At 41.4% G+C, this 18,956-nt stretch carries 18 protein-coding genes and 1 riboswitch; of the genes, 11 read left to right on the forward strand and 7 right to left on the reverse strand.

Features of this window, described 5'->3' with window-relative positions:
• Positions 1–2: 2 nt before the first annotated feature.
• On the reverse strand, positions 3–1,274 hold the full coding sequence (locus ACZ5AE_RS05565; RefSeq protein WP_464570251.1) for an MDR family MFS transporter: 1,272 nt from the start codon (positions 1,272–1,274) through the stop codon (positions 3–5).
• A 191-nt stretch (positions 1,275–1,465) separates the two neighbouring features.
• On the opposite strand from ACZ5AE_RS05565, the gene ACZ5AE_RS05570 reads away from it, so the two are divergent.
• Positions 1,466–3,655 (forward strand): DNA topoisomerase III, encoded by a 2,190-nt coding sequence (locus ACZ5AE_RS05570; RefSeq protein ID WP_464570253.1) that lies wholly within the window; start codon positions 1,466–1,468, stop codon positions 3,653–3,655.
• A 314-nt stretch (positions 3,656–3,969) separates the two neighbouring features.
• Positions 3,970–5,487, forward strand: coding sequence for a histidine ammonia-lyase (gene hutH, locus ACZ5AE_RS05575; RefSeq protein WP_464570255.1), 1,518 nt, complete (start codon positions 3,970–3,972; stop codon positions 5,485–5,487).
• A 34-nt stretch (positions 5,488–5,521) separates the two neighbouring features.
• Here hutH and ACZ5AE_RS05580 read toward each other — a convergent pair whose 3' ends face one another.
• Positions 5,522–5,722 (reverse strand): hypothetical protein, encoded by a 201-nt coding sequence (locus ACZ5AE_RS05580; protein WP_464570257.1) that lies wholly within the window; start codon positions 5,720–5,722, stop codon positions 5,522–5,524.
• Between the two features lie 134 nt (positions 5,723–5,856).
• Between ACZ5AE_RS05580 and ACZ5AE_RS05585 the strand changes: the two genes are divergently transcribed.
• A complete protein-coding gene (locus ACZ5AE_RS05585) occupies positions 5,857–6,231 on the forward strand; it encodes a DnaJ family domain-containing protein (protein ID WP_464570259.1) in 375 nt (124 codons plus the stop codon).
• A 117-nt stretch (positions 6,232–6,348) separates the two neighbouring features.
• Here the strand turns inward: ACZ5AE_RS05585 and ACZ5AE_RS05590 are convergent, their stop codons facing one another.
• The gene (locus ACZ5AE_RS05590; protein ID WP_464570261.1) at positions 6,349–6,474 is read right to left on the reverse strand and encodes a hypothetical protein; all 126 of its coding nucleotides are present in this window, start codon (positions 6,472–6,474) and stop codon (positions 6,349–6,351) included.
• A 392-nt stretch (positions 6,475–6,866) separates the two neighbouring features.
• Positions 6,867–6,959: riboswitch (cyclic di-GMP riboswitch) on the forward strand.
• 38 nt (positions 6,960–6,997) lie between these two features.
• Here ACZ5AE_RS05590 and ACZ5AE_RS05595 point away from each other — a divergent pair.
• Positions 6,998–7,165, forward strand: a complete 168-nt coding sequence (locus ACZ5AE_RS05595; RefSeq protein WP_464573550.1) for an anti-repressor SinI family protein — start codon at positions 6,998–7,000, stop codon at positions 7,163–7,165.
• A 34-nt stretch (positions 7,166–7,199) separates the two neighbouring features.
• Here the strand turns inward: ACZ5AE_RS05595 and ACZ5AE_RS05600 are convergent, their stop codons facing one another.
• Positions 7,200–7,529 carry a helix-turn-helix domain-containing protein gene (locus tag ACZ5AE_RS05600; protein ID WP_464570263.1) on the reverse strand — a complete coding sequence of 110 codons (330 nt, stop codon included), beginning with the start codon at positions 7,527–7,529 and terminating at the stop codon, positions 7,200–7,202.
• A 273-nt stretch (positions 7,530–7,802) separates the two neighbouring features.
• Between ACZ5AE_RS05600 and map the strand changes: the two genes are divergently transcribed.
• Positions 7,803–8,552 (forward strand): type I methionyl aminopeptidase, encoded by a 750-nt coding sequence (gene map / locus ACZ5AE_RS05605; protein WP_464570265.1) that lies wholly within the window; start codon positions 7,803–7,805, stop codon positions 8,550–8,552.
• Between the two features lie 32 nt (positions 8,553–8,584).
• Here map and ACZ5AE_RS05610 read toward each other — a convergent pair whose 3' ends face one another.
• On the reverse strand, positions 8,585–8,809 hold the full coding sequence (locus tag ACZ5AE_RS05610) for a DUF1128 domain-containing protein (RefSeq protein WP_464570267.1): 225 nt from the start codon (positions 8,807–8,809) through the stop codon (positions 8,585–8,587).
• A gap of 290 nt (positions 8,810–9,099) precedes the next feature.
• Here ACZ5AE_RS05610 and ACZ5AE_RS05615 point away from each other — a divergent pair, with 290 nt between their 5' ends.
• Together ACZ5AE_RS05615 and ACZ5AE_RS05620 are read left to right on the forward strand one after the other, a co-directional pair.
• On the forward strand, positions 9,100–9,465 hold the full coding sequence (locus ACZ5AE_RS05615) for a YtxH domain-containing protein (RefSeq protein WP_464570269.1): 366 nt from the start codon (positions 9,100–9,102) through the stop codon (positions 9,463–9,465).
• A gap of 17 nt (positions 9,466–9,482) precedes the next feature.
• Positions 9,483–10,319, forward strand: coding sequence for a YihY/virulence factor BrkB family protein (locus ACZ5AE_RS05620; RefSeq protein WP_464570271.1), 837 nt, complete (start codon positions 9,483–9,485; stop codon positions 10,317–10,319).
• Between the two features lie 333 nt (positions 10,320–10,652).
• Here the strand turns inward: ACZ5AE_RS05620 and ACZ5AE_RS05625 are convergent, their stop codons facing one another.
• Both ACZ5AE_RS05625 and ACZ5AE_RS05630 read right to left on the reverse strand, forming a co-directional pair.
• Positions 10,653–12,566, reverse strand: coding sequence for a heavy metal translocating P-type ATPase (locus tag ACZ5AE_RS05625; protein WP_464570273.1), 1,914 nt, complete (start codon positions 12,564–12,566; stop codon positions 10,653–10,655).
• A 168-nt stretch (positions 12,567–12,734) separates the two neighbouring features.
• Positions 12,735–13,910 (reverse strand): MFS transporter, encoded by a 1,176-nt coding sequence (locus ACZ5AE_RS05630; protein WP_464570275.1) that lies wholly within the window; start codon positions 13,908–13,910, stop codon positions 12,735–12,737.
• Positions 13,911–14,092: 182 nt separating this feature from the next.
• Here ACZ5AE_RS05630 and cax point away from each other — a divergent pair, with 182 nt between their 5' ends.
• The 4 genes from cax (at position 14,093) to ACZ5AE_RS05650 (ending at position 18,562) form a co-directional block, all read left to right on the forward strand.
• Positions 14,093–15,148 (forward strand): calcium/proton exchanger, encoded by a 1,056-nt coding sequence (gene cax / locus ACZ5AE_RS05635; RefSeq protein ID WP_464570277.1) that lies wholly within the window; start codon positions 14,093–14,095, stop codon positions 15,146–15,148.
• 510 nt (positions 15,149–15,658) lie between these two features.
• Positions 15,659–16,429 (forward strand): YfkD family protein, encoded by a 771-nt coding sequence (locus tag ACZ5AE_RS05640; protein WP_464573551.1) that lies wholly within the window; start codon positions 15,659–15,661, stop codon positions 16,427–16,429.
• 234 nt (positions 16,430–16,663) lie between these two features.
• On the forward strand, positions 16,664–16,864 hold the full coding sequence (locus ACZ5AE_RS05645) for an SE1561 family protein (RefSeq protein ID WP_464573552.1): 201 nt from the start codon (positions 16,664–16,666) through the stop codon (positions 16,862–16,864).
• Between the two features lie 159 nt (positions 16,865–17,023).
• A complete protein-coding gene (locus tag ACZ5AE_RS05650) occupies positions 17,024–18,562 on the forward strand; it encodes a fumarate hydratase (protein WP_464573553.1) in 1,539 nt (512 codons plus the stop codon).
• Positions 18,563–18,956: the final 394 nt, after the last annotated feature.

Genomic DNA, 18,956 nt, shown 5'->3' on the forward strand with positions numbered 1-18,956 from the left:
AGCTAGGATCCCAGTTTAATAGATTTTTTCTCGAATGAATAAAACATCAGCCAATAAAAGAACGCACTGAGGAGAGTGAGCAAAAATAGTACAAAAAATGTCCAATTATATCCAATCCAAACGGTCATCGGGATTGACAACGGGGCAATGGTCCGGCTGATGGTGTACCGCATGCTCGCAGCCGCAAAGTACTGGCCTCGCATATGCTCCGGTGCGAGATTGGACACAAAGCTTTGCTGGAGACCTGCACCCATCAATTCTGCAAAAGTAAATACCGCCATCGCCAAAATCAATCCCCAAATCCACTGCGTTTGGCTAAACAGAATCAATGAAACTCCATATACAACCGATGAAAAGACGAAAATATTTCTTTCATTAATGTTAGCTGTCCATTTGGTCACAATGACAGTTAATAATGCAACAAGCAGGCCATTCTCGGCAAGCACCATTCCAAAAGCTTGCTCGCCTCCAACCCTAAATGACCAATCCCCAATCGAAAGTAGAGTTTGATTGTGAACCACATCCTTCATATATACAGGAAACAATAAGTCCAACTGCATAAACGTTTGTCCGGCTAAAACTCCCGCCACAATAAATATGAGGAACGTTTTATCTCGTACTATTATTGCATAATCCCGAAACTGGTTGATTAAAAAATAGTACCATTTTCCGTCGGCGGATAAAGCTGAAGTTTTTTGAACGGGCACTGTTTCCTTTGTTAATTTCGCCAATATAATGCCAAGCATCATACAAACAATACCAGCAGCAAACAATAGCTGAAAGCGGTAATGGGCGTAAAAAAGACCGCCTAAAATCGGACCGATGACTACCGCGATATTAATCGATGTATAAAAAATAGCGAATACTTGGCTGCGGTGTTTTTCCTCCACTAAGTCAGCAACCATGGCCTGGCTTGCCGGCCAATAAAAGGAACCAAAAACCCCCGCGGCGGCAAACGCGATAAAGCCAAGTATTGCCGACTGAAACCAGGGTGAACTTGCTGCTGAGAATGCTAAAAAGGAAAATCCTTGCCCGATGGCAGAGAGCACCATCATTCGTTTCCGTCCAAACCGGTCGGCGCAATAGCCGCCCAACAGGTTGGCCGCCACCGCAAATATTTGTGAAAAAACCAATAACAAACCAGCTTTGCTCTTGCCGAATTCCTCTGCAAAATAAATCGACAGAAACGGAAAGAACATCCAATAAGTAATATTCATGGCTGCCTCACCGAACAGGCGAACCTTCAAATTCGTATCCCAATCCCTAATTCGCATGACAAATATCCTCTTTTCCAAAAATGGTGCCATTTCATCATACTATCCAAATGGAAGGGAATACAAGAAAAAAAGAGGCTGCTTTCCCATACATTCTATAACAACATTGAATTAGGGGTTTCGGAATTACTGAATCCATTAGCGACGTATGCTATATTTAACATACTGTAATTCGAAAGGATGTTTTAAATATGGCAAAAAGTGTAGTAATCGCTGAAAAACCTTCTGTCGCACGTGATATTGCACGTGTGCTTAACTGTAATAAAAAAGGAAATGGGTTTCTAGAAGGCGATAAATATATCGTTACGTGGGCACTAGGGCACCTTGTCACGCTTGCTGACCCAGAAAATTATGATGTGAAATATAAAACATGGAAGTTAGAAGATCTGCCCATGCTGCCTGAACGCTTGAAGTTAACAGTAATTAAGCAGACCAGCAAACAGTTTAATGCCGTTAAGAGTCAACTGACTAGAAATGATGTCAACGAAATAGTCGTGGCGACTGATGCAGGGAGAGAGGGAGAATTAGTTGCACGTTGGATTATTGATAAAGTAAAAGTCAATAAACCGATTAAACGTCTATGGATTTCATCTGTTACGGATAAAGCGATTAAAGATGGTTTTGCAAACTTGAAGCCCGGTAAGTCTTATGACAATTTATATGCTTCAGCTGTAGCACGTTCGGAAGCTGATTGGTATATTGGGCTGAATGCAACACGTGCTTTAACGACCAGGTTCAATGCCCAACTAAACTGCGGACGTGTACAAACACCTACTGTTGCGATCATTGCTGCACGTGAGGACGAAATCAAAAATTTCAGAGCACAAACCTATTACGGAATTGAAGCTCAAACATCCGACCAACTAAAGCTGACTTGGCAGGATGCAAAAGGAAACAGCCGAAGCTTCGATAAAGAAAAAATTGAGTCGATTGTTAAAAAGCTTGGCAGACAAAACGCTATTGTAACGGAAATTGAGAAAAAGCCTAAGAAATCTTTTTCCCCGGGTCTTTATGATTTAACAGAATTGCAGCGAGATGCGAATAAAATCTTTGGCTACTCTGCTAAGGAAACATTAAACATTATGCAAAAGCTGTACGAGCAGCATAAAGTTTTAACGTATCCCCGGACTGATTCGCGTTACCTTTCTTCTGATATTGTCGGAACACTCCCTGAACGGTTGAAAGCATGCGCAGCAGGAGAATATCGTCCATTAGCTAATAAGGTCTTAAGTAAGCCTATTAAAGCTTCTAAAGCTTTTGTCGATGACACAAAAGTATCCGATCATCATGCGATCATACCGACAGAAAGCTATGTAAACTTCTCAGCCTTTACAGATAAAGAGCGTAAAATTTATGATTTAGTCGTAAAACGTTTCTTAGCGGTATTATTCCCGGCATTTGAGTACGAGCAATTAACGCTCCGGGCCAAAATCGCTGATGAAAACTTCGTGGCGCGCGGAAAAACGATTATCGCTATGGGCTGGAAAGAAGTTTACAATAATCGCTTTGAAGATGATGATGCGGCAGATGATCTGAAAGAACAGATTTTACCTCGCATCGAAAAAGGTGATACATTGAATGTGAAACTAATCGCGCAAACGTCTGGACAAACAAATCCGCCGGCTCGTTTTAACGAGGCAACATTGCTTTCGGCGATGGAAAACCCTGTAAAGTATATGGAAACAACCAATAAACAGCTCGCAGAAACATTAAAATCTACTGGTGGACTGGGTACGGTTGCGACACGTGCTGACATTATTGACAAGCTATTCAACTCGTTTTTAATCGAAAAACGCGGCAAAGACATTCATATTACTTCCAAAGGCCGGCAATTGCTGGATTTAGTGCCAGAAGAGCTAAAATCCCCTTCTTTAACAGCAGAGTGGGAACAAAAGCTAGATCAAATTGCGCATGGCAAGCTGAAAAAAGAAGTGTTTATCAGCCAAATGAAAAACTACACCAAAGAAATCGTGGCTGAAATTAAAGCAAGTAATAAAAAATATAAGCACGACAACATTTCTACAAAAAATTGTCCAGACTGTGGAAAACCAATGCTTGAAGTGAATGGTAAAAAGGGGAAAATGCTCGTTTGCCAAGATCGGGAATGTGGGCATCGTAAAAATGTCTCACGTGTTACAAACGCACGCTGTCCACAATGCCATAAAAAACTTGAGCTGCGTGGTGAGGGTGAGGGCCAAATCTTCGCATGTAAATGTGGATATCGTGAAAAACTTTCTGTTTTCCAAGAACGCCGTAAAAAAGAATCCGTTGGTAAAGTGGATAAACGGACAGTACAAAAATATTTAAAGAACCAGCACAAAGATGAAGAACCTTTGAATAGTGCGCTGGCTGATGCGTTAAAAGGGTTGAAGTTTGATTAACACCATACTTAAGGGGCTATTCATGAAGATTGAAATTCTTTATGAATAGCCTTTTACTTTCTTTCATTCATTATCCTGCTAAAGTGATAATGTGCTAAAATTCAGAAAATTATATTGACAGGCAAGGTGTCTGTCACATAAAATGTTATCAAACTAATAATAATTTTTAGAATGGGTGAAAAAACATGAGGCATCGCCGAAGAACCGTTCAAAATTTTATAGGGTTTATTAAAGAGGCTGGATTCCAAATCTAATCAGAAATGGAATCCAGCCTCTTTCTTTATCTTACTAAAGTAATAGAGGAGTGGGGAGTAATGATTACATTAACAGGCAATAGTTTAACATTGGAGCAAATGAACGAAGTTTTATACCGTGGACAAAAAATTTGTGCATCTGAACAAAGTATGGAGGCCGCAGCAAAAAGCCGTGAAGCGGTTGATAGAATTGTTTCTGAGCGCAGAGTGGTTTACGGAATCAATACCGGGTTTGGAAAGTTTAGCGATGTACTTATTGATAAAGAACATGTTCAGGATCTGCAGTTGAATTTAATCCGCTCGCATGCCTGTGGTGTAGGGGAGCCATTCCCGGAAGTGGTGTCAAAAGCAATGGTCGTTCTCCGTGCCAATGCCCTGTTAAAAGGTTACTCAGGCATTCGTCCGGTAGTCATTGAAAGACTGATTGAGATTGCCAATAAAGACATTATTCCGGTTATTCCGCAGCAGGGTTCACTCGGTGCCAGCGGGGATTTGGCGCCATTATCTCATTTGGCATTAGTGGTTGTAGGTGAAGGCGAAGTATTCTATAAAGGCGAGCGTGTGGAAGCAGGCAAAGCATTACAGCAGGAGGGTCTTTTCCCACTCACACTTGAGGCTAAAGAAGGTCTTGCTCTCATTAACGGAACGCAAGCCATGACAGCTATGGGGGTAGTCGGATACCTGGAAGCAGAGCAGCTTGCTTTCGAAAGTGAATTGATTGCCTCCATGACGATTGAAGGGTTAAACGGAATTCTCGATGCTTTTGCAGAAGAGGTTCAAGTGGCAAGAGGCTACCAGCAGCAGATTGATACAGCAGCAAGAATCCGCCGCTATTTGAGTGACAGTTTATTAACAACGATGCAGGGAGAACTGAGGGTTCAGGATGCTTACTCTCTTCGCTGCATCCCGCAGGTTCAAGGTGCTTCCTGGCAGGCGCTTGATTACGTAAAAGAAAAGCTGGAAATCGAAATGAATGCGGCGACTGACAATCCACTAATTTTTGATGACGGGGAAAAAGTCATCTCTGGTGGAAACTTCCACGGGCAGCCAATTGCATTTGCAATGGACTTTATGAAAATCGCAGTAGCAGAGCTTGCTAATATATCAGAACGTCGTGTGGAACGGTTAGTTAATCCGCAATTAAGCGATCTGCCGCCATTTTTAAGCCCGCAGCCAGGCCTTCAATCAGGGGCGATGATTATGCAGTATGCTGCCGCTGCCCTTGTTTCAGAAAATAAAATCTTGGCACATCCAGCAAGTGTGGATTCCATTCCATCTTCGGCAAACCAAGAGGATCATGTCAGCATGGGGACGATTGCATCAAGGCATGCATATCAAATCATCCAAAACACCCGGAGGGTCCTTGCGATTGAGATGATTTGCGCCATGCAAGCCGTAGAATATCGCGGTGTGGAGAAAATGGCGACCCATACGAGGAACTTCTATGAAAAAGGTCGTGAGCAGGTGGCATCCATTAAGCAGGACCGAATCTTCTCAAAGGATATCGAAGGGCTGGCAGAATGGCTGAAAACCGTAGAATTTTCTCAGTTTAGGAAGAAATTAAGCTTTGAAAAATAATCAGAGTAAAAAGGCGTGAAACTCTTCACGCCTTTTATTCTGTCTGCTCAGGAAGCAGACGGGCGGTGTCCTGCCGCGTTTCTTCTTCCTCCGTTCTATTCTTGAAGGCTTCCTGAGTGACAATTAATTCTTCATCCCCGATTGCCTGCTCAGCATGACTCTCGGTCATGGTATTCTTGGGGAATTCACCAGGATGGTTTTTATTTTTATGATTAAAATGTTCTCCACGAGCCAAGTCTAACACTCCTTTCGTTCTCGCTTGTAGCATGCCCCAATAAGGGTGAAATCATTACCGATTTATTTTTCAACCGAAATGGACCTTTGTTATAATAAATGTAGTGAGTATGCTAAATAAAGGAGGACAAAAACATGGATATGTTTCATATTGTCTCAGAAGATCGGATTAAAAAAGCATACAAAGATGGGGAATTTGATAACCTTCCTGGATATGGAAAACCCCTGAAGCTTGAAGATTTATCGGGGATACCTGAAGAACTGCGCATGGCTTACAAAATCATGAAAAATGCAGGCTTTACAGAAGAGGAAAACCATTTACGCAAAGAGATGATGAGCATTGAGGATCTCATCAAAAGATGTGACGACAACATCGAGAAGGAAAGTTTGCAAAAAAAGTTAAATGAAAAGCTCCTTCGCTTTAATCAATTGATGTCAAAACGCGGGGCGAAAACAGATTCGTCCATTTTTAAAAATTACGAACAAAAGGTCGAAAACCGGTTTAAATAATGGAACATTCGACGATTGGCGAGTCCGTTAGGACGGTTTACGAGACGCGGTTGAATTAGCGCAGCAAATATGAAAATAAATTCCGATTAGCTAAAAAAGCTGGCGAAGAGAGAATTTTTACAATTCCTCTTCACCAGCTTTTTCTTCTGCTTTGGCAGGCTTGCACATGCGGTCTAAGAAATAACCTGCAAATACTATAAAAGCAATGGGGATTGAAAAGTTTAACATGTGAACAATGGTCAATGCCTATCACCTCTTTAACTGTTCAGAAAATTAATAATATTTTGTATATTATTATATTGTTTACATTATATGCTAATCGTCACAAATTAGACAAATTTTTCGTCATAAAAATAAGAGCCAATAATAGTTAAGGAAAATTTTTCTCCCACAAATTAAGGGGATTTTCGACTTCAAATTCTCAATTATTTTTATATTCCATTTTTAGGAAATGTGAATTGGAGGAAAATTTGTGGAAACATGATAAAATTTGTCAAAAAAAGAGGTTTAGAATATGAAAAGTGCTGACAAAAACTAACACTATGTTAAAAAAGGACTAGATATAATGAACTTACTAAAACAATGATATGAATTTAGACCCAGAAATAAGGGCTAATAAAAAATAAGAAAGTTCCTTTCAGAAAAGGCAAACCTGGTGAAAGTCAGGGACGCAAAGCCGAGGATCTAAGGTGGAAATAGAGAGAAGCTAGGATGGCCGGGCTGCCTGAAATACGGGTAAGTATTTTAGGGGGTTGTTAAATTGAAAATGGGGATAGAGCAGATGGAGAAGATTGACAGAGATTGGTTGACACTAATTATTGAAGCTAAGAAAATTGGATTGTCGGCAGAGGAAATAAGAAATTTCCTTAGCGGTAACAACAAATCTGAACAATTTCATACATATCAAAAGCAAAAAGCATCCTACAAGAATTAATAATTCTGTAGGGTGCTTTATTTTTTGCTTATATTTAGCTGTTGTTTTGATTGTTGTTCCGCCATTTATTAAATTCCAAGAACTCGCGGAATTGATCTTTTGAAACACCGGAGGTCATGGCTTCCTTAACTAAATTCATCCAATCATTGTCCAATTCCGTCTTGTCAATCTGTTCATGTATTAAATGCTCAACCGGAATGTTTAATACACCGGCAATTTTTTCAAGAAACTGTATGGACGGATTTTTTTGAAGGTTTCTCTCAAGCGAGCTTAAATAGGATTTTGCAACCCCTGCCTGCTCTGCTAGTTCAGAAAGTGACATCTTCTTCTCTTGGCGGAATTTCTTTACGCGGTCACCTATCATGGATTCTCACACACCTAAAAAATAATTTATAACATCATTCTATCAAAAAGAATTTGAGAGTACCATATTAAGAACAAAGGAATACGACAAATTATCGAAATTTGCATAAATTAATTTTTTACATTAAGAAAGTAGTTTTGAAAAATAAGCCCGTTAGCGTTAATATTAAAGTGTTGCCCAAAATGTCATTAAGTAATCGTTTTTATATACTAGGATTCGTACAAATAGGACTCCAGACAAAAGAATTTAATTAAAAAGGCAGGGGAAAATTACATGATTGTCTTAAAGTCACAACGAGAAATCGAAGCAATGAAAAAGGCAGGAGAAATCCTTGCTGCCTGTCACAAAGAAATTGCCAAAATGATTAAGCCAGGGATTACCACTTGGGAAATTGATCAGTTTGTGGAGAAATTTTTAAAAAAGCATAATGCCACTCCAGAACAAAAAGGTTATAAGGGCTACGAATACGCAACATGCGCAAGTATTAACGATGAAATCTGCCATGGCTTTCCGCGCAAAGAACCATTGCAGGAAGGGGACATTGTCACCATTGATATGGTTGTTAATTACAACGGGGCCTTGGCTGATTCCGCGTGGTCTTACGCAGTTGGCGAGGTTTCCGAAGAGACTAAGCATTTGTTAAAAGTCACAAAGGAAGCCTTGTACAAGGGAATTGAACAAGCCGTTCCAGGCAACCGGATTGGCGATATCGGTCATGCCATCCAGACTTATGTAGAAAGTGAAGGACTCTCGGTTGTCCGGGACTTTATCGGACACGGGATTGGAGCAGTGATTCACGAAAAGCCGGATGTACCGCATTATGGTTTACCAGGTAAAGGCCCAAGAATTAAAGAGGGAATGGTATTTACGATTGAGCCAATGGTGAATATCGGATTATTATTCACCAAAATGGATTCTAACGGATGGACAGCAAGGACCGTCGATAACACCTATTCCGCCCAATATGAGCACACAATCGCCATCACCAAAGATGGCCCAGTAATTTTAACTGATCAAGATTAAAAATAAAAACAGATCTCATTCGAGGTCTGTTTTTATTTTTTCCGCAAGCTTCCCAATTCTTCAACTAGAGCCTGCATTTCATTAGGGCTGAAGGAATTCTTTTTCATTACCATTTCATAAATCTCTTTCAACTCTTCATACATTTCCTCATCAAAATGGGAAGGCTTAATTGCGCCTAGATTCAATACCTTTAACTTCTCTTTAATTTGCTCAATCATATATTCCACATTTTCTACCGATCTCAGTGTTAAATCCATTTTAGGTCACCCTTTCGAAATTCATATTTTCAGCTAATAAGATAGTATAAAATTTTCCCGAATTTTATACCTTCCTAACGCATAAATTCAACCACGCCTCATGAACCGTCCTAACGGAACCCGCCCATTGGCTAGTTTCCATATAATCTTTTCATGTTCACGGGATGATGTCAACACAGAAAATTAGGGCCAGACTTGCATACCCTCTCTAGATAAAGCAAAATAAATGATAGGAAAATTCATTGGAATAATTTTCATTCATTTTTATGATTAAGCAAGGAGAGGTTAAGATGACAAAGAATAAATTTTGGCAGGGAATGCTTATAGGAGCCATTGCGGGCGGAGCGGTTAGTCTTTTTGATAAACAAACCCGGCAAATAATGAAAGAACATGTGGGAAGAGTTTCCGGAAAGGTATCCTATGTGGCCAGGCATCCAGGTGAAATGGTCGGGAAGGTAAAGGAAACGGCAGAGAAAATTATGGATACCGTCGAGCAGGCGGGAGAAGATATTTCCTATATCATGGATAAGGTTGATGAGTTTCGCACCCTGACACCTAAAGTGACCGAGACCATCAAGGAGACAAAGAAATCTTTTAAAAATGAGGGCCAAGCTGATTTGGTAGAGGAAATCTTTGCAGAGAAAGAATATAACTGAATAAAGGAGAGGTGATAATGAAGGACAAAGGAAATGTTCGCTCTTCGCTAATCCGCCTGCTTTGGCACCGGATTGACGAGGATGATCTTCCGGGAATGAGTGCGCAGTTAGCCTATTATTTTCTTCTTTCACTGTTTCCGCTTTTAATTGTTATTTTTACCCTAATGCCATATCTCCCTTTTCACGAACATGACGTTTTAGGGATTATTAGCGGCTTTGCGCCGGAAGATGCTATGGAATTGATTGAAAAAAATATAAGTGAAATCATGAGTCATCGGAATGGCGGATTGCTGTCTTTCGGGGTAATCGGGACGATTTGGTCGTCCTCTAATGGAATTCATGCGATTATGAGGGCTTTTAACAAGGCTTATAACGTCGAAGAAAGCCGTTCCTTTATCGTTTCCCGCGGCATGGCCATTTTGCTGACGTTTGGAATGGTTATCGTTTTTATTGTCGCCATCGTACTGCCGGTGTTTGGCAAGGAAATAGGTTTGTTTTTATTTTCTCAATTTGGCTATTCAAGTGAATTCCTAAGACTTTGGAATACGTTAAGTCTGGCTGTTAGTGCGATTATTTTATTTCTAATTTTTACAGGATTATACTGGGTGGCTCCAAACGTGAAACTGCGCTGCCGCAGCGCCTTTCCAGGTGCCGCCTTTGCGACTGTCGGCTGGATCATTTCCTCGCTTGGTTTATCTTACTATGTAGGTAATTTCGGCAATTATTCGGTTACCTACGGTAGTATTGGAGCCATTATTGTGTTGATGCTTTGGCTGTACATTTCTGCCTTTATCATCATTTTAGGCGGCGAAATTAATGCATTCTATAGTGAAGAAAACCGTTCTAACTGCTAATGCTAATACTTTCCTTTATGAAAACTGTTTATCTGTCCAAACTAGGATTGGGGACTACTTCATTACTAGGGAGGTTTGGACTTTGACAAAGCATACAAAGAAAGACGGCGGCACGAAACAAAAGGGCAAGGGCAGCAAAGGAAATAAGACATCAGGATCGGCTAATGGTTCAAACGGATACCATTAATGGTTATAGTTATTGAAAAGGACCGGGTACTTTTGTACTCGGTCCTTAATGTTGTGCCTAATTTGCGGATAGCGGTTCTAAACTTGCGGAAAGCCTGCACTCACTTGCGGAAAGCCACTGCCAACTTGCGAAGTGCGCCCGCATCCTTATTTTAAAAGCCGTAAGCTATTTAAAATGACCAGGATCGTGCTGCCCTCATGGCCGATGACGCCAAACGGCAGGTCGATAATCTGAAAGAAGTTGGACGAAATCAACAGCGTGATGACCGCAATCGAGAAAATAACATTTTGCTTAATGATCCGGTTCATTCGCTGTGACAACCGAATGGCTTCTGATATTCTTGGCAGGTCGTTTTTCATAAGAACAATATCTGCTGTTTCCAAGGCCACATCCGAACCTTCTCCCATCGCAATTCCGACATTTGCAATAGCCAGTGCCGGAGCATCGTTGATACCATCACCGACCATGGCGACATTTTTATATTTTTCTTTTAACTTTTTCAGATACTCCACTTTTGTTTCCGGCAGGCATTCGGCAAAGTATTCCGAAACGTGACTTTCTGCGGCAATTGCCTTCGCTGTTTTTTCACTATCACCGGTTAGCATAATCGTATGAATGCCTTGGTTTTTCAAGTGGTCAATGGCAAGTTTTGTTTCTTCCCGGACAACATCCTTTAAGCCAATTACGGCACTTAATTCTCCGTCAATTTCCACATAAACAAGGGTATTGCCCTGGCTCGCAAGATCTTTTGTAAGACCGTCCGCGAATTTCTCCGTTTGTTCTTTACCGACAAACGAAGCTTTACCAATCTTCCACTGTTCTCCATTTACTACCGCTTTAATTCCCCAGCCCGGTACGTCCTCAAGGCTGTCAGGGTGAAATAACTCTTTTGAAACGTTTTCCTTCGCATATTTCACAATCGCCTGTGCAAGCGGATGATTGGAATGACTTTCAATCGAAGCTGCTTTCCAAATCAGGCTGTCTTTATCAAGCCCATTCTTGACGATCATTTCAGTCACAACCGGCCTGCCTTTAGTGAGTGTTCCGGTTTTATCAAAAGCAATGGCTCCCAAGTGGCTGAGATTTTCCAAATGGACCCCGCCTTTTACCAATATTCCGTTCCTTGCGCCGTTGGAGATAGCCGATAACGTAGCAGGCATAATCGAAGCAACCAGTGCACACGGGGAAGCGACCACCAATAAAATCATCGCCCGGTAAAATGATTCGTGCCAGTCCCAGCCAAGCAAAAAGTGCGGCAGGAAGAACATCGCTAATACTACAAGCAGGACAACCTTAACATACGTTCCTTCAAAGCGCTCAATAAAAAGCTGTGACGGAGACTTTTCACTTTGGGCCGATTGCACGAGCTGAATGATTTTTTGAAACAAAGTATCGCTGCTTTCCTTTGAAACCTTGACGGTAATGGCACCGGATAGATTCACAGTTCCGGCAAAAACTTCTTCCTGTTCGCCTTTGGACACTGGCATTGACTCACCGGTGATCGTTGCTTCATCGATATTTGTATATCCTTTGACAATCATTCCATCCGCCGGAACCCGTTCACCAGGTTTAATGAGAATCAGGTCACCAACCCGAAGTTCCGATACCGATACAAGCTTTTCTAAACCGGCGGAGATCAGAACTGCCTCTTGAGGCTGCAGCTCCATTAGTGAGGAAATTTCCTTATGACTTTTATTCATCGTGTAGGTTTCCATTGCCCCGCTGACAGCAAAAATAAAGATGAGGATAGCCCCCTCTGTCCAATAGCCGATAATGGCAGAGCCAATTGCAGCAAAGATCATCAGCATTTCAACATTTAATTCTTTGTTTTCATAGGTTGCCTCAATGCCTTCCTTTGCCTTGGCGAAGCCGCCGATGACGAATGCGAGCAGATAGGCTGTAATTGATTCTGCTTCTAGGCCGTTTTTATCGAGAAGCCAGCCTGCAAGGATAAAAACACCACTTAACCCGGCAGCAATCAATTCTGCATGCGGTTTTATTTTTTCTAAAAAACTGGTCTTTGGAATTCCTTTCGTGAGAACGTTTGTTTCGGAAACCATGCTTTTCACTCTCCTTTAATGAAATCTAATTGAGAAAAATAATCAAAATCACAACCCCTAAAAAACACGAAAGCTGTCATCAAGGGATGACAGCAGAACCTGTAAATTAGAATTATTATTATTTATTTTATTGTACCATACATTTTATGCAATGGATATGGTTTTGCGCTAAGAATTTTCTTGGCGGGGAATTAGGACATTCCTTTTTCCAAACATAAAGATAGTGAAGGAGACAAACAACAGCAGCGTACTAATAATGTAAAAGAAGCTGGCGTTTTGAAAATACTTGATATATAAGCCGCCGATCACTGGGCCGGTTAAGCTGCCAAGGCTGTAAAAGATGCCGCACAGTAAATTCCCGGTCGGCAGCAGGTTTCTTGGGACCAAATCGGCCATGAAGCTGATTCCTAACGAGAAAGTGGACCCAACGAGCATGCCGGAGATAAGAAAGGTTAAAAATAGGCCAAATGATGAATGTTCAAGAAAGCTAGCGGCTGTGAAACTGCAAAAGCCGAGCAAAAGAACCGTCATTAAAACTTTCCTTCGCCCATATTGGTCACTTAACAATCCTAATGGCAGCTGAGTAATGATACTGCCAATGGCGAACCCCGATAAAACAAGGGATACACTCGATACAGCTAAATCCATTCGTAAAGCGTAAATGGGAAAGCTTCCGTTCAAGGACGCTTCCAGAAAGCCATAAACAAACGTAGGCAAGAATGCAACCCAACCGTATTTTAAGGCTCTTGTAAACTGTTTGATCGTCGATAAAAAGGAATTAATTTTCACTTCCTGTTCAGGAAATTCATTTTTTAGGGAAAAGACAAATGCCCATCCGATTAAGCAAAGGATGGAAGATACTATAAATGGCAGGGATTCATTTAGATTGACCAGCGGTGTCATTAGCGGACCAGCGGCAAAACCGATACCAAAGAAAAGGCCGTACAAGGAAACGTTCCTCCCAAGTTTATCGGAAGGCGAAAAGGAAGTAATCCAGGTTTGCGTCGCAAAATGCAAGGCGTGGTCGCCAATTCCAATCATCAGCCTTAGGAAAAACCAAAACCAAAAGGCTTTCCATAATGGAAATAGAGCAAGCGCGGTAAAAACAAGCCCGCCGCCCACTATAATGATAGGTTTATAACCATATTTTCTTAACGGCAACTCCATAAAAGGGGCAACAAACAATATTCCGATATAAAGAGCGGTTGCGTTAAGTCCATTTAAAGAAGAAGAGACTCCGCCTTTTTCAAAAATAACCGCAATCAGCGGCAGCAACATTCCCTGCGAGAAACCTGAGATGGCCACGATGCTGACAAGGATGGTAAACCGATAATTATTTTTCATTGATTGTTCCTCTACTTGAGACGTTCTTGCTAATGATGGTAAATCAGAATATGCTTTTTTTGCAAGAAAAATGTTGCAAGTTCATTCCTTGAAATGGTAATCTTTAGTTTGAAAAATTTGGGCATAATGGAAAGAAAGATAAAAAAGAGAAGCGTTTAAAATACATTTATGGAGGGAAATCGGTGACAAATAAAATTTTTATGCTGCTGACATTGATCGGGGTCCCCGTTTCAGTTATTGGGACACTGATGCATTGGCCAAGTATTTTCCTATTTATTATTTACTGTTTAACGATCATTGCTTTATCGAGCTATATGGGGCGGGCAACGGAAAGTTTGGCCATTGTTGCGGGACCGCGAATCGGCGGACTGTTGAACGCCACTTTTGGAAATGCCGTCGAATTGATTATCTCCGTATTTGCCTTAAAGGCGGGGCTTGTCGGGGTTGTCCTTGCTTCGTTGACAGGTTCGGTGCTCGGGAATTTACTGCTCGTAGCAGGCCTATCCTTCTTTGTTGGCGGCTTGAAATACAAACGGCAGAAGTTTAATGTCTATGATGCCCGCCATAATTCCGGATTGCTAATGTTTGCGGTAATGGTTGCATTTGTTATCCCGGAAGTTTTTTCAATGGATATGAATGATACTAAGAAATTATCTCTGAGTGTCGGAATCTCTGTCATTTTAATTCTGCTTTACCTCGCAGCATTATTTTTTAAGCTTGTGACGCATCGTGGGGTTTATCAGAGTGATAACGAGGCCCAGCATCATGATGAAGAGCCGGAGTGGGGGAAAGGAAGAGCCGTCTTAGTATTGCTTTTAGCAACGCTGGCGGTTGCCTACATTTCCGAGAATCTCGTTCATACCTTCGAATTTGTGGCAGAATCCTTTGGATGGACGGAGCTATTTATTGGGATTATCATTGTTGCCATTGTCGGAAACGCGGCAGAGCATGCATCAGCGGTTTTAATGGCATTTAAAAATAAAATGGACGTTGCGGTGGAAATCGCCATCGGCTCCACTTTGCAGATTGCGATGTTCGTCGCACCGGTCTTAGTGTTGATTTCTTTGTTGTACGAAAAATCTATGCCGTTACTATTCAGCTGGCAGGAACTAATCGCGATGGTTTCGTCGGTATTATTGATGGTTGTTATTTCTAACGATGGTGAAACCAATTGGTTTGAAGGGCTCACTTTACTTGCCGCCTATGTCATTATGGGAATTGGTTTTTACCTCTTATAATCAATTACACTTAAAAAGACTCCAAGCCGATTGGCTTAGAGTCTTTTCTTATTATACGGGGTAAATCTATGTTTTAGACCGAGCGTTCTTTCATATATAGGGTATTTTCATCAATCGTTTTTTCTTGGGACCATCAACCACCAACCTTCATGTTTAATTTATGAAAACACGACTGTTGAATGCATATATAAGAGTATCCCAACCTCCTTAATAATAATTAATAAACTAAGTCAGCTTTGTCGATTGATTGCAGCCCTCCTTTTTGAAAGTTAAGTTTAGTATAACCTGTAATTAGAATTTTGTAAATGTTCAAATTATTACATTTTTATTACTTTTTATCTGCGAAAATAGATACAGGTGGAGGGCATTCGGAAAATTTGAAAAAGCGGCACTTGCCAATGGATAATATGGCTCAACTACGAAAAAACTACTAGCAGATTATGTTTACTATTTGCGAAAGGAGTTTTTCTATTGAAGAGAATTGCTTCAGTCATTCTAACTATTGTTTTAATGATTTCTTTCATACCGTCTGCCTTCTCAGAAAAAGCTGCTGAAAAAAAGGAACCGATAAAGACTCAAATTCCATCCTCGGTTAGGAACATCACAAAGGAAAATACATATCCGAATTCGACTCAGGATTTGCCATTTTTACAGCCAAGTGATCTGACCAAAAAACTTATTAATTCTTCAAAGGTCAAAATTGAAAATCCTGACCTTATTCGCATGCTTAATGAATCAAGCATTAACGGAACACCGTTCGCCGTCGGCTACCGCGCTATCATTTACCTTGGCCAGTGGCCCTTGAACTATGAGTCTTTGGAAACCTCGACGAATTGGGAGTATCAAAAAATCAATACGAATTACTTTGATAACCGCGGCGGCAATGCCCCATATCAAATTAAATATGTTCAGGAAGCGCAGAAGATTGTCAGAGGAGGTTTAACTGCCAAAATTCCGAATGCAGAAGACGTGAAGAAAATGATTCTTTTAAAGGCCATGGAAAAAACGAATCTGCCGCTCTCATTTGATACGATTATCGGTGCCGGCACTAAGAACGACCATATTTATAACATTCCTTCGAACCGGTTAGGTTACCTTTATGCCTATGCGCCTGCCGTGAATGAAAAGGGAAAAGTCACCTATGGTGAAGTCTACTTAATGTTAAAGGGAAACCGAAAATTCATCGTCATCAAAAACGTTACCTCACAGGGAATCGGTGCATGGATTCCTGTGCAGGATTATGTGTCTTTCGGATTTCTCGCTTCCGAACGACCACGATAAAATATTTTGAACAAGCTCTTGCCAATGTTACTTGGCAGGGGCTTTTTTAGCTAATAGGAAATTATAAATTTTCACAAATTTATAATTTCCTAACGCATAAATTCAACTACGCCTCTGTCATCGTCCTATCGGACTCGCCAATCGGCGAGTTTTCATTTAAAAAAAGAAGATTGCAAAACTGTTGAAATTTGGTTAGGATGAAAAAGGCAATTGAAAAAAAGGAGCGAATTTACGATGGGCAGTCCCACTCATGATAAGAATTCACAGTTAGACTTTTTAAAGCATCGACTTAATATGTTTCTCGACATTCTCGAAGCCATCGACCCGGAAGATACCGACATAGACGATATTGACCGCCTGATTACGATGATTGACGAGCTGGAATCGAAAATAAGAGAATTTAATAACCGCGAATTAAGTGAGTCTGTTAAATAGCAGGCTCATTTTTTTTTGAGAAAAAGTTTCCACGAAATCGATTACATCCAAATCCTTTAAATCTTCCGCCTATAAGAGTATAATTATAACCGTCAAAAAGTTGTAAAAAAATATGCATAATTAGGGGAAAATAGGGAAAGGGGAAACCGAAACGTGAATATCGAGAAATTCCAAGAAAGCATGTACGAGCTAGTTGTTGAAACTTCCACAAAGCTGCCAAAGGATGTTCGTCGTGCGATCAAAGCAGCGAAGGAACAAGAAAATGCCGGTACTCGTGCTGCAATGAGCTTAGCTACCATTACCAACAACATTAAAATGGCGGACGACCAAGTATCACCAATCTGCCAGGATACAGGACTTCCTACTTTTAAAATTAAAACTCCAGTTGGTGTCAACCAATTAGAAATAAAAGAAGCCATTAAAAAGGCGATTGTTCAAGCGACAAAAGATGGAAAACTGCGCCCGAACGCTGTTGACTCTTTGACTGGTGTGAACAGCGGCGATAACCTTGGTGCTGGTGTGCCTGTTGTTAAATTTGATCAATGGGAAAAAGATTATATTGATGTGAAGCTGATTTTAAAAGGCGGCGGCTGTGAAAACAAAAACATCCAGTATAGCCTGCCTTGCGAATTAGAAGGACTAGGCCGCGCAGGCCGCGACCTTGATGGGATCCGCAAGTGTATCATGCACTCTGTTTACCAAGCACAGGGACAAGGCTGTTCTGCAGGTTTCATCGGTGTCGGCATCGGCGGCGACCGTTCCTCCGGCTATGATTTGGCAAAGGAACAACTATTCCGTCCAGTTGACGATGTGAATCCGAATGAAGACCTTCATAAATTAGAAGAATATGTACTTGAAAATGCAAATAAATTAGGGATCGGCACAATGGGCTTCGGCGGCGAAGCGACTTTGCTTGGTTGTAAAATCGGCGTCATGCACCGCATTCCTGCCAGCTTCTATGTGTCGGTTGCCTACAACTGCTGGGCATACCGCCGCATGGGTGTGTCCGTTGACCCTGAGACTGGCGCAATTGTGGAGTGGGCATATCAGGATGGCGAGTTCATTGATTTCGCACAGGAGGGGGCAGAACAAGAAGTTGCAGCTGCTTCTGAACAGGAAGTCATCACGTTGCAGGCGCCAATTACTGAGGAACAAATTCGTGAGTTAAAAGTCGGTGACGTTGTGCAAATCAATGGCATGATGTACACTGGCCGCGATGCGATTCATAAGTATTTGAGTGACCATGACGCACCTGTTGATTTAAACGGCCAAGTGATTTACCACTGTGGCCCAGTTATGCTGAAGGATGAAGACGGCGTATGGCATGTGAAGGCTGCCGGCCCGACAACAAGTATCCGTGAGGAGCCTTACCAAGGAGATATCATGAAGAAATTTGGCATCCGCGCTGTTATCGGTAAAGGCGGAATGGGTCCTAAGACATTGGCTGCTTTGGCTGAGCATGGTGGTGTTTATTTGAACGCTATCGGCGGTGCAGCCCAGTACTATGCTGACTGTATCAAGGGCGTCGAGGGCGTTGACTTAATGCAATTCGGTATTCCTGAAGCGATGTGGCATCTGCGTGTTGAGGGCTTCAAAGCGGTAGTTACGATGGATTCGCATGGCAACAGCTTACATGCTGATGTTGACAAATCATCATTGGAGAAATTGGCGCAGTTTAAAGAGCCGGTTTTTAAATAAGATCTTTGGAATGGGATAGATTCGCATAGCGCGGGTCTATCTTTTTTTGTGGGTTCAAATTATGTAGAGAGGATGTAGCTGGTTTAGTGGTTTACCTATTTATTCCAAAAAGTGTCGTGAGGAGAGGAATTTATGTAGTGAACCCCCGGAATTATGTAGTGAGGGATTCCAAATATGTAGTGAGGATGTACCTGGTTTAGCGGATTCCCTATTTATTCCAAAAAGTGTCGTGAGGAGAGGGATTTATGTAGTGAACCCCCGGAATTATGTAGTGAGAGGTTCCAATTATGTAGTGAGGATGTGTATCTGGTTTAGCGAATTCCCTATTTATTCAAAAAAATGTCGTGAGGAGAGGAATTTATGTAGTGAACCCCAGGAATTATGTAGTGAGAGG

The organism is Neobacillus sp. S1227 (assembly GCF_055385255.1).